Annotated in this window: 11 protein-coding genes; 4 read left to right on the top strand and 7 right to left on the bottom strand. The window is 59.1% G+C overall.

Annotation, left to right across the window (positions count from 1 at the left end; genetic code table 11):
* Nucleotides 1-62 precede the first annotated feature (62 nt).
* Nucleotides 63-1,229: a methionine aminotransferase gene (locus ACNY69_RS09145; RefSeq protein ID WP_418798018.1), complete on the bottom strand. Its 1,167-nt coding sequence runs from the start codon at nt 1,227-1,229 to the stop codon at nt 63-65.
* A gap of 124 nt (nt 1,230-1,353) precedes the next feature.
* Between ACNY69_RS09145 and ACNY69_RS09140 the strand changes: the two genes are divergently transcribed.
* A complete protein-coding gene (locus tag ACNY69_RS09140) occupies nt 1,354-2,235 on the top strand; it encodes a LysR substrate-binding domain-containing protein (protein WP_111141293.1) in 882 nt (293 codons plus the stop codon).
* Here the strand turns inward: ACNY69_RS09140 and ACNY69_RS09135 are convergent.
* The 4 genes from ACNY69_RS09135 to ACNY69_RS09120 all read right to left on the bottom strand — a co-directional run bounded on the left by ACNY69_RS09135 (nt 2,193) and on the right by ACNY69_RS09120 (nt 8,756).
* Nucleotides 2,193-3,857: a methyl-accepting chemotaxis protein gene (locus ACNY69_RS09135; protein ID WP_111141294.1), complete on the bottom strand. Its 1,665-nt coding sequence runs from the start codon at nt 3,855-3,857 to the stop codon at nt 2,193-2,195. The two genes, ACNY69_RS09140 and ACNY69_RS09135, sit on opposite strands and share 43 nt — an antisense overlap.
* Before the next feature lie 216 nt (nt 3,858-4,073).
* Nucleotides 4,074-5,594: a carboxylesterase/lipase family protein gene (locus tag ACNY69_RS09130; RefSeq protein ID WP_418798015.1), complete on the bottom strand. Its 1,521-nt coding sequence runs from the start codon at nt 5,592-5,594 to the stop codon at nt 4,074-4,076.
* A gap of 416 nt (nt 5,595-6,010) precedes the next feature.
* Complete coding sequence (gene hglS, locus ACNY69_RS09125) at nt 6,011-7,354, bottom strand: 2-oxoadipate dioxygenase/decarboxylase HglS (RefSeq protein WP_418798013.1); 1,344 nt, start codon at nt 7,352-7,354, stop codon at nt 6,011-6,013.
* A 67-nt stretch (nt 7,355-7,421) separates the two neighbouring features.
* Nucleotides 7,422-8,756: an MFS transporter gene (locus ACNY69_RS09120; protein WP_418798010.1), complete on the bottom strand. Its 1,335-nt coding sequence runs from the start codon at nt 8,754-8,756 to the stop codon at nt 7,422-7,424.
* A 322-nt stretch (nt 8,757-9,078) separates the two neighbouring features.
* On the opposite strand from ACNY69_RS09120, the gene ACNY69_RS09115 reads away from it, so the two are divergent.
* Nucleotides 9,079-9,999, top strand: coding sequence for a LysR substrate-binding domain-containing protein (locus ACNY69_RS09115; RefSeq protein WP_111141298.1), 921 nt, complete (start codon nt 9,079-9,081; stop codon nt 9,997-9,999).
* Here the strand turns inward: ACNY69_RS09115 and smrA are convergent.
* Nucleotides 9,996-10,562 (bottom strand): DNA endonuclease SmrA, encoded by a 567-nt coding sequence (smrA, locus tag ACNY69_RS09110; protein WP_111141299.1) that lies wholly within the window; start codon nt 10,560-10,562, stop codon nt 9,996-9,998. The genes ACNY69_RS09115 and smrA overlap by 4 nt on opposite strands.
* A gap of 317 nt (nt 10,563-10,879) precedes the next feature.
* Between smrA and ACNY69_RS09105 the strand changes: the two genes are divergently transcribed.
* Nucleotides 10,880-11,632, top strand: a complete 753-nt coding sequence (locus ACNY69_RS09105) for an FNR family transcription factor (RefSeq protein ID WP_010244686.1) — start codon at nt 10,880-10,882, stop codon at nt 11,630-11,632.
* A 116-nt stretch (nt 11,633-11,748) separates the two neighbouring features.
* The gene (uspE, locus tag ACNY69_RS09100) at nt 11,749-12,705 is read left to right on the top strand and encodes a universal stress protein UspE (RefSeq protein WP_418798006.1); all 957 of its coding nucleotides are present in this window, start codon (nt 11,749-11,751) and stop codon (nt 12,703-12,705) included.
* 46 nt (nt 12,706-12,751) lie between these two features.
* On the opposite strand, the gene pntB is transcribed toward uspE, so the two are convergent.
* Entirely contained in the window at nt 12,752-14,140 is a 1,389-nt protein-coding gene (gene pntB, locus ACNY69_RS09095; protein ID WP_111139509.1) for a Re/Si-specific NAD(P)(+) transhydrogenase subunit beta, read from the bottom strand.
* Between the last annotated feature and the right edge of the window lies 1 nt (nt 14,141).

The following is a 14,141-nucleotide window of genomic DNA, read 5'->3' as shown; positions in this document are numbered from 1 at the left end:
TCTGTTTACCCCGAAAAGTCCTGGTTATCTGTTTCCCGGTCTGCCCTGCGCGGAAGCGCCGTTCAGTGGGAAAAAGCACTGAGCGCAGCCGCGCCCGCCTCAAGTGTCGCCTCGTCTTTGGCAAAAGAGAGACGAATCAGTTTATTGTCTGTGCCATCCATATAAAACGCCGACAGCGGAATGGTCGCCACGCCGTGATCGACGATAAGACGTTTTACCATTTCACTGTCGGGTTCGTCACTGAAATGTCCATAGCTGGCGAGCATAAAGAACGAACCGGCGCTCGGCAGCAGCCGGAATGGCGAATGCTGCATCAGTGCCGTCAGCCGATCGCGCTTCTGCTGATAGAAGGCGTTGAGCGACAGATAGTTCTGCGGGTTTTGCAGATAGTGAGCAAATCCCACCTGCATCGGCGTATCGGCGGCGTACATCATAAACTGATGCACCTTGACCAGTTCGGTCATCAGCTCCGCCGGGGCCAGACAGTAGCCGACCCGCCAGCCGGTGACGTGAAAGGTTTTGCCGAATGAGGAGACGATGACGCTGCGCGCGGCCAGCTCCGGATGTGTCGCCATCCCGCAATGCGGACGACCATCGAACAGAATATGCTCATACACCTCATCCGAGAGCACTACGATGTCGGTATTGCGGATCAGCGCGGCCAGCTGATTGAGGTCTTCCGGGGTCAGTACCTGCGCGCTGGGGTTGTGCGGCGTGTTGATGATGATCATCCGGGTACGCGGGGTGATCGCCGCCCGCAGCTGATCCCAGTCAATGGCAAAGGAGGGCACCTGCAGCTTCAGGCCAATCGGCCTGCCGCCCTGCAGGCGCACCACCGGCGCATAGCTGTCAAACGCGGGTTCAAAGAAGATCACCTCATCGCCCTGATGCACCAGGGCGGTAATGGCCATATAGAGTCCCTGGCTGGCGCTGCCGGTAATCAGCACTTCACTGCCCGCATCATAGGTCTGCCCGTAGAGCGTCTGCACTTTGCTGGCGAGCGCTTCGCGTAAGGCCGGCAGCCCCATCATGGCCGCATACTGATTGTGTCCCGTCTGCATCGCCTGGCTGACGGCCCCGACCAGCGCCGGGTCGCAGGGAAAATTGGGTGCGCCCTGCGACAGGTTAATCGCCTGATGCCGGGCCGACAGCTGACCAATCACGCTGAAAATAGTGGTGCCGACATCCGGCAGTTTGGGGTGGATCGCAACAGGCGTTTTCAGGGACATACACTCTCCGTCAGGGAAGAACCGATCAGATGGGCTGAACCGTTATTCAACGAGGTGTGGCTTGAGTCGGCAAGCGAAATGTCGTCATAATAGCCATGACAAATATGCATAGCTGAGGTTCACTGTGTCCCGTACATCGCTGCCGCTGAATGCCATCCACGCGTTTCTGGTGACCGCCCGGCATCTTAATCTGACGCATGCCGCACGGGAACTCTGCCTGACCCAGGGCGCGGTGAGCCGCAAAATTGCCTCGCTGGAGCAGTGGCTCGGGGTCACGCTGTTTGACCGCCACGCGCGCGGACTGCGGCTGACCCCGCAGGGTGCCGCTCTGCTGCCTGATCTGCGCGCCGGGTTTGAACAGATGGTGCAGGCCAGCGAAAAGATCCGCCGCACCCAGAGCAGCATCCGCCTGAAAGCACCGACCTGCGCGATGCGCTGGCTGGTGCCCCGGCTGATGGCGCTGGAGCATCAGCGCCCGGAGTTGCATGTGGCGCTGACCACCACCCTGGATCATGCCTCGCAGCTGGAGAACTTTGATGCCGCGATCGTCTATGGCAGGCCGCACCCTGAAGGCATTACCCTGTTCCGGGAGTCACTGACGCCGGTGATGGCGGCGAATCTCCCCTTACCCGCCTCGCCCGCCGCCCTGGAGGCGATGACCTTTCTGCATCCGACCGCTGACACGCGCGACTGGCTGTGCTGGCTGCAGGCGCAGGCGGTAACGCCGGTGATGAGGCGGAACCAGCATTTTTCCACGATGGACCTGGCGATAAGCGCGGCGATTCAGGGATTTGGGGTGGCCATTGCGGACAGCAATCTGGTGGAGAGTGATATTGCCAGCGGCAGGCTGATTACACCCTTCGCTGGCGAGGTAAAGACGGGGGCCGTCTACAGCCTGCTGCAGCGGCCCGAACGGGATGCGCCACCGTTCCTGACGGAACTGGTGGCGTGGCTATGCCGGGATCAGAAGGTAACCCAGTCGCCGTTATCAACCGGTTTAGCCTGAGCCGCACTCAGCACGGGCGCCTTCGGTGCGGCCGGTTTACCGCTCGCCCCTGGTGCACGGTGACTGTCGGCAGAGAGGCGGAACTTCGCGACCGAGGCCTGCAGCGCTTCCGTCTGCAGGGCCAGCGCGCTGGCAGCCGCTGAAACCTCTTCGACCAGCGAGGCGTTCTGCTGGGTCACGCTGTCCATTTCGGTCACCGCCGTACCGACCTGAGAGATCCCCTTGCTCTGCTCTTCTGACGCGGACGCGATCTGCTTCATGATCGCATCCACATCCTGCACCGACTTCAGAATGTTGTTCATGGTGCCACCGGTGGTGCTGACCAGCTCGGCGCCTTTGTCCACGCGCTGAACGGACTCTTCGATCAGGGTCGCGATCTCTTTAGCCGCATTGGCGCTGCGCTGGGCCAGATTACGCACTTCCGACGCGACCACCGCAAACCCACGCCCCTGTTCTCCGGCCCGGGCCGCTTCGACGGCGGCGTTCAGCGCCAGGATATTGGTCTGGAACGCGATACCGTTGATGACGTTGGTGATCTCCGCGATCTTTTTCGAGCTGCCGGAGATGCCATCCATCGTGCTGACGACTTCGCTGACCAGCTGGCCGCCGCGCTGGGCGGTGGTGGTGGCGGTTTCCGCCAGCAGGCTGGCCTGACGGGCGTTATCCGCGTTAAATTTCACCGTGGCGGTTAACTGCTCCATGCTGGCCGCCGTCTGCTCCAGTGCGGCGGCCTGCTCTTCGGTACGCGATGAGAGATCATTGTTACCGGCCGAGATCTCCGCCGCACCGCGAGAGATATTCTCGGTGCCGCTGCGGATGGCGCTGACCGCTTCCCGCAGGCTGTCCTGCATCGCACTCAGCAGCGGAACCAGTTTACCCACGCAGTTACGGCCGAACTCGTTGACCGGCTGGCTGAGATCGCCTGTGGCGATGACGGCGAAGTGGTTACGGATGGTCTCCAGCGGACGCACCAGCATGGCAACCAGATAGCGGTCGGTAAACAGCAGAATCAGCAGGCCGATAACCACCGTGATGGTGATGATAGTTTTGGTCATCGCAGTGAGGCGGTCGACCTCCACCCGGGTAGTGTCCAGCTTTTCGGCGGCGGCCTGATTAAATTTCTCGGCGCTGACGCCAAAAGCGCGACTCAGCGGCGGGGTGCCGTTATTCGCCTGCTCGCGATAAGCCTCCGCTGTACCCTGACGCGCCAGCTGCAGTTGCGGCGTTACGCCATCATCCAGCAGCTTCTGCCAGCTCTGAATCACGCCATCCACGACGTCCGGGTTCATCGGGCCGGGGGCCAGCTGTTTGAAGCGCGCCAGCTGCTGCGTCATGCTGTCCAGCGCCTGCTGCACCGGTGCATACGCCTCATCCGTCAGCGCCTTACCTGCAGCTTTGCTTTCCATCACGCGGGAAAGACGGGTTATCACGCGAAAATATTGATCGTTGCCTTTGCTCAGCACCGTCATTTGTTCAACCAGATGGCGGTCAACATCGTTGCCTTCGCTGAGCGCGCCTAGCGAGTGGATGCTATAAAGGCCGACGCCGCTCCAGAGCAGACAAAACAGTCCCAGAATGGAGAGCATCACCGCGCGAATGGTAAAATTTTTGAGCATTCCCATACCAAAATCCTATGCATGTTGACCCGTAATCGTCGGGCATAACGATTTATCGGCACAGGAATGTCAAAATGTAACTGTTTTGTTACCTGAAATTTTTCAGCGTCGGTATCGGGCTCGCGGATAAAAAACGCATCAATTCATCATATTAAGCTTTTTAAAGTAGAAAAATTTCATTCATGCGATTTCATGGTTAGCAGGCTAATCATCTGCCTGTACTCAAAGCTTCACCATACGACTCATGAATAACCGGAACAACCGCATACGGGCGCGCATAAAGTTCCTTTTCAGCGCGATGCTGTTCTCGCCTCCCTCCCCCAGTGACATTGTCACGTCTTCACCGGGATGCCATGCCGGCCAGATGATCTCCCCTGCCAGCTGATGCTTGTATTCTGTCGCGTCGCGGGCAAAGTTAAACCAGTATTCACTGACCCGTCCGGCAAAGGCTTGATCGCCCTCGCTGAAGGGTCGCCCGTCGCCGGTTCGGGTCATCTGGCTCAGCGTATTCAACGCATAGGGCACTTCATTGCCGTGCCAGGTGCCGTGCAGATAGAGGTCGCGGGCATGTTCTGAGACGTAATCAAACCAGTAGCGCCAGCCCGGCATTCCCACCTGATGCTGCGCCCGCATGACCAGCCACGGCATAAGGCTGAACGCCATGTCGCGTGCCACGGCGCGACCCAGTAACCGATCGTCATGGATGTCGTACATCCATTTCAGCGTCCGGTAGAGAAGACGGTTTTTATCGCGTAACTGCTGCAGCACGGCGGTGGCATCCACGCCGAAATAGTCCAGCACGCTGGCTTCATCGCTGTTGCTGCCCGCCATCAGCGGCAGACGATGCTGTTTTGCCGTCAGAAAGGTGCGCAGCATCGGTTCGGGCAGCACGGCATCCCCGGCGATAGGCACGGGCGGGATCGACAGCGCCCCCTCCAGCGGCCAGAAAGCATCGGCTGGCAGCGCACGCAGATCAGCCGCGCTGGAATCCGGCGGCAGGCCGAGATGACGGGCTACCGCCACACCCTGCTGACGCGCTTTTTTCAGCGGCGTGTCCGGCAGGCTGTAGGCGCTCTGCACAATACCTTTATGGAACAGTCCTTCCGCCAGCGGAGAACAGCAGAGTGACAGCACACTGCGGGCACCGGACGATTCGCCAAAAAGCGTGACGTTGCGACGGTCGCCGCCAAAAGACGGAATGTTGCGTTGCACCCACTGCAGCGCGGCTATCTGGTCCAGCAGACCAAAATTGTTCACCGTGCCGCCCGCCGGATATTCCGCATCCAGCGCGGGATGTGAGAAGAACCCCAGGTGGCCCAGCCGATAGTTGAGCGTCACCACCACCGCACCGCGTGACGCCAGCGGCTTGCCGCTGTAGGGGGCCAGTCCGCCCGCGCCGATAGTAAACCCGCCGCCGTGCAGCCACACCATTACCGGCAGCGGTCTGGATGGCTCGACATCGGGCGTCCAGACATTCAGGTAGAGCGCATCTTCGCTGAATTCACCGGGATCGCCTCCGCCGACGGCCTCACAGTAAGTCCGGTTCTGCCAGCAGGAGGCGCTGAATGCGGTGGCATCACGCACACCCTGCCAGGGCGTGACCGGCTGTGGCGGACGCCAGCGCAGTGCGCCCTCCGGGGGGGCTGCATAAGGTATGCCTTTGAATACGAAAAGGTCATCGTCCCTGCATCCACGTAACTCACCCTCAGCCGTCATGATCCTCAGACCTGTTTCGTTTTTCATTCCTGTTTCCCTGTTCAGACGTTCCTCCATTATTTGCAGGCCCGCCAGCATTGTCCATGCGCGGAGGGGATTTGCAGAATATACCGAAGCGTAAGGGGCAGGCATGAACACAATCGTCAACCGATCACGCGCATCTGTTGAGGCGATGAGTTAAGCACGGGTTATCATTTTCTGGCCGGGTCGATGGCGGAGGTGCTACACGAACCGCCTGAGCAGTGTGATTACCCGCCGCTAAGCCGTTATCTTTTTAACGATTCAGGATGGTCACGCAGAGGAATCTGCGCGATCGGTTAACACGTTTTAATGTTCCCGGCGGGCAGGCGATTTGTCCCCTTTTTTTCCGGTTTCAGGGCCAGCCAGGGAAACGGAGGCTGCGGGAAGCTGCCGGGCAACGGAATTGTTGCCCGGTAAACATCTCAGGCAGGGCGTAATCCACACTGGGCCAGCGACCGCTGCTGACGCGCTTCATACAACGCCATCTCATCCAGCACGGCACACCCCAGCGCCGTCTCGAACGTCTGGCGGCTCGCCTGACCCGCGGAACGGATCTGCGCCCGATCGCCCAGATTGGACTGGAAAATGCCCGCGGCGCTGACGGGCAGAAAATCTTCGTAGGTCTGCGGTTCGGCCACTATGCGCCCGGCTGCGATCAGCGTTTCCAGCGACTCACCCTGGGCGGGCGGCATCGCCATGCCCTTTTCACTCAGGCGATAGCGGAACCAGGCCAGCCCCTGCTGACGCAGCGTCGTTTCGTCGTCAGGAAAGTCACGGAAAATCTCCGCCAGATGCTGCTGATGCTGCTGATTATCCTGGCCGCTGCCCGCCTCGCTGAGGAGTCGATCGTAGAGCGCGCGTCCCTGTGGCGTCAGCGCCACGCCGCGCTGCTCTATCTCCCCGAAGCGGGCCGTGTGGGTGCCCTGATGACCATCGCGGAAGATGATCGGCTCCTCCAGGGCTTTAAAGCTGGTCTGCCGCAGCAGGATCGGCACCTGACGACGCGGCGGGCCTTCAATGAGGGTTTTGGGATCGATGCCGCGCGACGGCATCAGCTGCTGTACGCGGTCGATGTCCAGCGTGCGTGGCGTGAGATGGTTGATGTGGCAGCCGGGAAAACAGACGACATCGGCGATCAGCCGATGCTGCTGGTTCAGCGCCTGATAGGTCTGGCTGTCAACGCTGCTGTGCGCATGCCAGCGGAAGGTTTCCAGCGCTTCGGTGACAAACTCACCGGCCTGCTCTTCGGTCAGCCCGCCCTGCTGCGCATGGAGGTCCAGTAGCGTCCGGCAACGGGGGGTGAAGATGTCGCGCGCCGCGAGGATCTCTGCGGCCTTTTCACGCAGCGGCTCATCGTCGATCAGTTCCGGGCGCAGCAGCGAGGTAAAAACCCGGAAAGGATTGCGCCGCAGCGCCGCATCATCCACCGGCCGGAACGCGGTCGAGTGCACCGGCACGCCCGCCTGCGAGAGATCGTAATAACCGACCGGATACATGCCCATCACCGCAAACAGCTGCCGCAGCGTGGCGAGTTCAGCCGCCGTGCCCACGCGGATGGCACCGTGGCGTTCAATGCTGAGCCGGTCAATCTCATCCGCCGCCGCAAGACGATCCCTGAGCGCGCTGTCGGCTTCCAGCGCGCGATCGTTAACGGTCGCGACCAGCTGCATCAGCGTGCCGTACTGCGGCACCTCCTGCTGATACATCGCAGACATCGCCTGAGAAAAACGGGTGCGGATCGCATCCGCACTGAGAAACTTGTCCATCTTATCCACCTGACACCGTGAGCGTTGCTGCTACTGTAATGCAACGCGCTGGCGACAGCGGAAAAAATCACGAATCTGTGATCGGCTTAAAGCCGAAGCGATTTTTTAACAGCAGCATCAGGCTGGTGATCACAGCCGGTATCGCCAGCAGCAGGAAGATAACGCTGAACGACCAGCCCAGAGAGAGCATTTCGGCTCCCACAAAGGCGCTGAGGATCGCGCCGACGCGCCCCACGCCATGCATCCAGCTTGAGCCGGTGGCGCGGGCATGCGTCGGATAGTAGCTGGCGGATAAGGCGTTCATGCCGGTATTGGCCCCGTTGAAGCAGAAGCCGCTGCAAAAGGCGATGGCGCTCATTATGCCAGCTTCCGCCGGGGAGAAGCCAAGCGCCACGATAAACAGCCCGCCGCAGCCATAGATGGCAGCCAGCGCCAGATTAGCGTTGAACCGGTCCATCAGCCAGCCTGCAAACAGCGAGCCCAGGGTTCCGCCAGCCTGATACATCGCGGTGACAATGGCGGCCTCAGTGACCGACATACCCAGTGTGTTGACCAGCGAGGGCAACCAGCTGCCAATCAGATAGACCAGGAACAGGCCCATAAAGTAGCCGCCCCACAGCATAGTGCTGCCGAACAGGTAGCGGCGCGAGAGCACGGTGCCGACCGCGCCGCTGTCCGGCGAGGTGGCTTCCGGGGCATGAAACGCGCAGTCAGGCGGGGTTTTGCCCGGCATCATCCGGTCGAGGATGGCGTGAATGCGGGCTGCGGGTGCGCCACGGCTGATCAGAAAGCGCACCGATTCCGGCAGGCCACGGATCAGCAGCGGCAGCACCAGCAGCGGCAGAATACCGCCGAGCAGCAGCACCGAGTGCCAGTCATAGCGCGGCAGCAGCCAGGAGGCAGCAAAACCGCCGCTGGCGGCCCCGAAGGTAAAGCCGCAGAACACCACCGTGATGATAAAGGCGCGGCGGCGCTCAGGTGCATACTCCGCCACCAGCGTGCCGACGTTGGGCATCGCGGCACCCAGCCCCAGCCCGGTCAGAAAACGGAACAGCATCATCTGCTCGATGTTCTGCGACAGCGCGGTAGCCAGCGTCCAGAGTCCAAAAAAGAGGACGCTGAAGAGGATCATCACGCGACGGCCATAGCGGTCAGCCAGCGGCCCCGCCACCATCGCTCCCAGCGCCAGCCCGATCAGCGCCGCGCTGATCACCAGCCCGAGCTGATGGTTGGAGACGCCCCACGCGGCTTTCAGCGCAGGCGCAATGAATCCCATAATCGCAATGTCCATGCCATCGAGCGCCACCACGATAAAACAGAGTGCGATAAGTCGCTTTTGCCAGCGGCTGAGCCCCTGCTGATTGATAAGCTGGCGGACATCTACCGCCTCGACGCTGGTCAATGAACACTCCCCGGGAGTAACGAATCCGACATCAGTTTAAGTAAAAAAAACGGCGCTAATGATAGCCGATCGTTAACCTTAAGCGGTCAGTTTTTTTGCAGAAAGGAGAGAATGGTGCTGGTTGAGCGCGCTAAGTCCTTGATATCGGCCCGGCAGAGAGTGCTTTCGTTCAGGCATTTTTAAGATGAACGGTTTTCTTTCAGCAGGTTAACGTCGAATCCGCCTGTCGCTGCCCTGTTTGTTAAAATTATTTTGCAGCAAAGTTAACAGAATTCATTTTAAATTGTTGCCTGAAGACAGCAATTCTCATTAAGTTGAGCCTATGGAAAAAAATATCCTTTTCAATCAGCGCATTCGCTTGCGCCATCTGCATACCTTTGTTGCCGTTGCGCAACAGGGTACCCTGGGCCGGGCGGCAGAGACGCTGAGCCTGAGCCAGCCTGCGCTCTCTAAAACCCTGAACGAGCTGGAAGAGCTGACCGGCGTGCGTCTGTTTGAGCGTGGCCGGCTGGGTGCACAGCTGACGACCATGGGCGAACAGTTTCTGACTCACGCCGTCCGGGTTCTCGACGCCCTGAATCATGCCGGACAGAGTTTCAATGAACAGCCCGGTGACGCCCCGGTGATCATCCGGCTGGGCGCCCTGACCACGGCGGCGATGGGTATGCTGCCGCGTATCCTGGACCGTTTTCATCAGCTGCAGCCCAACACCACCATCCAGGTGGCAACGTTGCATAATAACGTCCTGCTGGCTGGCCTGCGCGCGGGCGAGTTTGATATCGGCATTGGCCGGATGGCCGACAGCGACATGATGACCGGGCTCACCTATGAACTGCTGTTTCTGGAGTCCCTGAAACTGGTGGTCAGGCCGGAACACCCGCTATTAAGTGACAACGTCACTCTATCCCGCGCCATGCAGTGGCCGGTAGTGATTTCACCCGAAGGCACCGCGCCGCGCCGTATCGCGCAGCAGATGCTGGATGAACAGGGCTGCTCCCTGCCGCCTCACTGCATCGAAACCTCATCGACCTCGCTGGCGCGCCAGCTCGCGCTCCGCTACGACTATATCTGGTTTGTTCCTTCCGGCGCGATTAAAGAGGACCTCAGCCACAATGCCGTCTGCGCCCTGCCGATCAACTCTTCCGGTCCGGGTGAACCGGTCGGGATTATTACCCGCACCGGCGCAGAACTGAGCCTGAGCGCCGAGGTTTTAATGTCGACTATCCGCAAATTTCACAGCTAGCGGCTGCGTTTCGCATGCCGCTCGCGGTTTTCCAGCCGCGCTTTATCGGTTTTTCGTAAGCCCACGTAGAGCGCGCCACCACCACCGTGCTGGGTCTGTGCCACGCAGAACGTCTGTACGTCATCAAACTGCGGTAACCAGCGCGCCAGATAGCTGCGCACGATATTAGCGTGCGACTCATCATCACGGCCTTTGCCATGAATGATCAGCAGATTCCTCAATCCCTGCTTGTGCGCCTGCATCATGAAATTAAACAGCGCCTGGCGGCAGGCCTCCACCGGCTGACGCAGCAGGTTCAGGCTCGCATCCAGCGCATATTCCCCTCTGCGCAGCTTATCCAGAATGCCCTGCTGAATGCCATCGGCCTTGTACTCCAGCGGCGTATTGAGCGGCACGATCTCCAGATAGCCCCGGGTCAGGAAGTTTTCCTGTTCCGACTCACCGGGCGGATGACGCGGCGCTTTCGTGGAGGGCGATTTGAGCCATAAGGTGGACGTGGTGTCCTTTAACGGCGTGACATCACCCATGGCATCCCGAAAGAGATCGTTATCATCAAGGTTCATGGTTTTCTCACACCTGGTTAAAATTGATGGAGCGGGTAAATCAGGCTTATGACGTTAGCGTAGCAAAATCTGCAATCACCGGGCCACCCCGCTGTTTTGCCCAAATTTCGCGCGGCAGAACCGTGGAGCAGATCACAAAAGCGGAAAGTTTTCGTGACAGCGACGCCGAGCGCGTGCCAGGAAAGCCCGCTGCAGCGGGCTTCCGCGCCAGCCAATACGACCCTGATCTTTGTGGGTGTAAAGCTGCTCGGATGAGTTCCCTTGAGCGCAAAAAATGGTAAAATTGACCCCAGTCAATAATCGTCGAGCAAACTATTATGATCCCTGAAAAACGCAGCATTCGTCGTATTCAGTCAGGCGGTTGTGCCATTCACTGCCAGGATTGCAGCATCAGTCAGCTCTGCATCCCCTTCACCTTAAATGAACATGAGCTGGATCAGCTCGACAATATCATTGAGCGTAAGAAACCGATTCAGAAAGGGCAAACGCTCTTTAAAGCCGGGGATGAACTGAAGTCTCTCTATGCGATTCGCTCAGGCACCATTAAAAGCTACACCATTACCGAACAGGGTGATGAGCAGATCACCGGTTTTCACCTGGCGGGCGACCTGGTGGGCTTTGACGCCATCATGGGTTCCAGCCACCCCAGCTTTGCGCAGGCGCTGGAAACAGCCATGGTCTGTGAAATACCGTTTGAAACGCTGGATGACCTGTCGGGCAAGATGCCGGCTCTGCGTCAGCAGATGATGCGGCTGATGAGCGGCGAAATCAAAGGCGATCAGGATATGATTCTGCTGCTGTCGAAGAAAAATGCCGAAGAGCGTCTGGCGGCGTTTATCTGGAATCTTTCGCGCCGTTTTGGCCAGCGTGGCTTCTCACAGCGCGAGTTCCGCCTCACCATGACCCGTGGCGACATCGGTAATTATCTGGGCCTGACGGTCGAAACCATCAGCCGTCTGCTGGGGCGTTTCCAGAAGTCCGGCATGCTGGCAGTAAAAGGCAAATATATCACTATCGAAAACCACGCCCTGCTGGAAGAGTTAGCCGGTCAGAGCCATCAGGCCGCCTGATCCGCCGCCGGATCAATAATTCTTATTTTGTTGATCCGGCAGTAACTTTTTCACTTCTTCCGCTGTGAAACATAGGCTATCTTTATTCCAACGCCCGGGTTTAAGGAGAATGCCTCATGTCTCAATACCAAAATATTCTGGTCGCCATCGATCCCCAGCAAGACGATCAGCCTGCGCTGCGGCGTGCGGTTTATCTCAATCAGCGGATTGGCGGAAGAATTAAAGCATTCCTGCCTATTTATGACTTCTCGTATGAGATGACCACCCTGCTTTCACCGGATGAACGCGCCTCGATGCGCCAGGGCGTAATCAGCCAGCGTACCGAATGGATACGCGAACAGGCTCACGCCTACCTGGATGCTGGCGTCGATATCGACATCAAAGTGATCTGGCACAACCGTCCTTTTGAAGCCATTATCCAGGAAGTGCTCGCCCATAAGCATGATCTGGTACTGAAAATGGCGCATCAGCACGACCGCCTGGAGTCAGTGATTTTTACTCCGACCGACTGGCATCTGCTGCGTAAATGCCCCTGCCCGGTCTGGATGGTGAAAGACCAGCCGTGGCCGGAAGGCGGCAAGGCGATTGTCGCGGTTAACCTGGCCAGCGAAGAGCCCCATCATGACAGCCTGAATCAGAAGCTGATTCGGGAAACGGTGAAGCTGGCGGAAAAGGTGAATCAGACCGAAGTACATCTGGTCGGCGCCTATCCGATTACCCCTATCAATATCGCGATTGAATTGCCCGATTTCGATCCCAGCGTCTACAACGACGCTATCCGTGGCCAGCATCTGGTGGCCATGAAGGCGCTGCGGCAGAAGTTTTCTATCGGGGAAGAGTTTACCCACGTTGCGAAGGGCCTGCCGGAAGAGGTGATCCCCGACCTGGCGGCGCATCTGGGGGCGGGCGTGGTCGTGCTCGGCACCATCGGACGCACCGGTCTTTCAGCGGCGTTTCTGGGTAATACGGCGGAGCAGGTCATCGACCATCTGCGCTGCGATCTGCTGGCGCTGAAGCCCGACGATTTCAAATCACCTGTTGATCTGGATGATGAAGAGGATGAGGAGGATTAACGCCTCCTTATAAGAAAACGGGCGGCCGGTGAGCCGCCCTTTTTTATTACAGTGCTTTGAGAATCGCTTCCACGCTGGCTTTGGCATCGCCAAACAGCATCTGACTGTTCTCTTTGAAGAAGAGCGGGTTCTGCACCCCGGCATAGCCGGTATTCATTGAGCGTTTAAACACCACCACATTCTGCGCTTTCCACACTTCCAGCACCGGCATACCGGCAATCGGGCTGCGCGGGTCGTCCTGCGCGGCCGGGTTGACGGTGTCGTTCGCGCCGATCACCAGCACGGTGTCGGTGTTGCTGAAGTCATCGTTGATCTCATCCATCTCCAGCACCACGTCATACGGCACCTTCGCTTCGGCCAGCAGTACGTTCATGTGCCCCGGCAGACGCCCTGCCACCGGATGGATCCCAAAACGCACGTTGATGCCCAGCGCCCGCAGCCGGGCGGTGATTTCCGCCACCGGATACTGCGCCTGCGCCACCGCCATGCCGTAACCCGGCGTGATAATCACCGAACCAGACGCCTTGAGCATCCCGGCGGTCTCTTCAGCGGTAATCTCGCGATACTCCCCCGCTTCCTGCGTATCATCGCCGCTGCTCACGTCGGTGCCAAAGCCACCGGCGATCACGCTGATAAACGAGCGGTTCATCGCTTTACACATGATATAGGAGAGGATGGCACCGGATGAGCCGACCAGCGCACCTGTCACAATCAGCAGATCGTTGCTGAGCATGAAACCGGCCGCCGCGGCCGCCCAGCCCGAGTAGGAGTTGAGCATTGAGACCACGACCGGCATATCCGCGCCACCGATCGAGGCGACCAGATGCCAGCCAAACGCCAGCGCAATCACCGTCATCAGCAGCAGCGCAAAGACCTGCGCTGCGCTGCTGCCGGTATTCACAAACCACAGCAGCAGCAGGAATGAGACGACCAGCGCCAGCAGATTCAGCTTATGACGATGAGGCAGTGCCAGCGGCCGTGAGGAGACCCTGCCACACAGTTTGCCGAAGGCCACCAGCGAGCCGGTGAAGGTGACGGCACCGATAAAGATCCCGATAAAGACCTCGCTGAGGTGGATATTTTCCATCACGGCAGGCAGGCCGGGCGCGTGCTCAATGTAGCTGTTGATGCCCACCAGTACCGCAGCCAGACCCACAAAACTGTGCAGAATCGCCACCAGCTCCGGCATTTCGGTCATTTCAACTTTTTTTGCCAGACGAATACCAATCGCGCCACCGATCACCATCGCCAGCAGGATCCAGACGACATGGCTGCTGTCCGGGCCAAAGATGGTGGCGACCAGCGCAATCGCCATACCACTGATACCGAAAATATTGCCGCGCTTAGAGGTCTCATGACGCGAGAGGCCCGCGAGACTACAGATGAACAGAATTGCAGCCACAATATAGGCTGCAGTGACTAATCCGCCAGACATG

Source organism: Pantoea graminicola (genome assembly GCF_048452665.1).
Lineage (GTDB): Bacteria > Pseudomonadota > Gammaproteobacteria > Enterobacterales > Enterobacteriaceae > Pantoea.
This window is presented reverse-complemented; position numbering and strand designations above follow the sequence as displayed.

Coding starts and splice junctions, on each gene's coding strand:
- ACNY69_RS09145 (WP_418798018.1), bottom strand. CDS start 1,229: ATGTCCCTGAAAACGCCTGTTGCGATCCACCCCAAACTGCCGGATGTC.
- ACNY69_RS09135 (WP_111141294.1), bottom strand. CDS start 3,857: ATGGGAATGCTCAAAAATTTTACCATTCGCGCGGTGATGCTCTCCATT.
- ACNY69_RS09130 (WP_418798015.1), bottom strand. CDS start 5,594: ATGAAAAACGAAACAGGTCTGAGGATCATGACGGCTGAGGGTGAGTTA.
- hglS (WP_418798013.1), bottom strand. CDS start 7,354: ATGGACAAGTTTCTCAGTGCGGATGCGATCCGCACCCGTTTTTCTCAG.
- ACNY69_RS09115 (WP_111141298.1), top strand. CDS start 9,079: ATGGAAAAAAATATCCTTTTCAATCAGCGCATTCGCTTGCGCCATCTG.
- smrA (WP_111141299.1), bottom strand. CDS start 10,562: ATGAACCTTGATGATAACGATCTCTTTCGGGATGCCATGGGTGATGTC.
- ACNY69_RS09105 (WP_010244686.1), top strand. CDS start 10,880: ATGATCCCTGAAAAACGCAGCATTCGTCGTATTCAGTCAGGCGGTTGT.
- uspE (WP_418798006.1), top strand. CDS start 11,749: ATGTCTCAATACCAAAATATTCTGGTCGCCATCGATCCCCAGCAAGAC.
- pntB (WP_111139509.1), bottom strand. CDS start 14,140: ATGTCTGGCGGATTAGTCACTGCAGCCTATATTGTGGCTGCAATTCTG.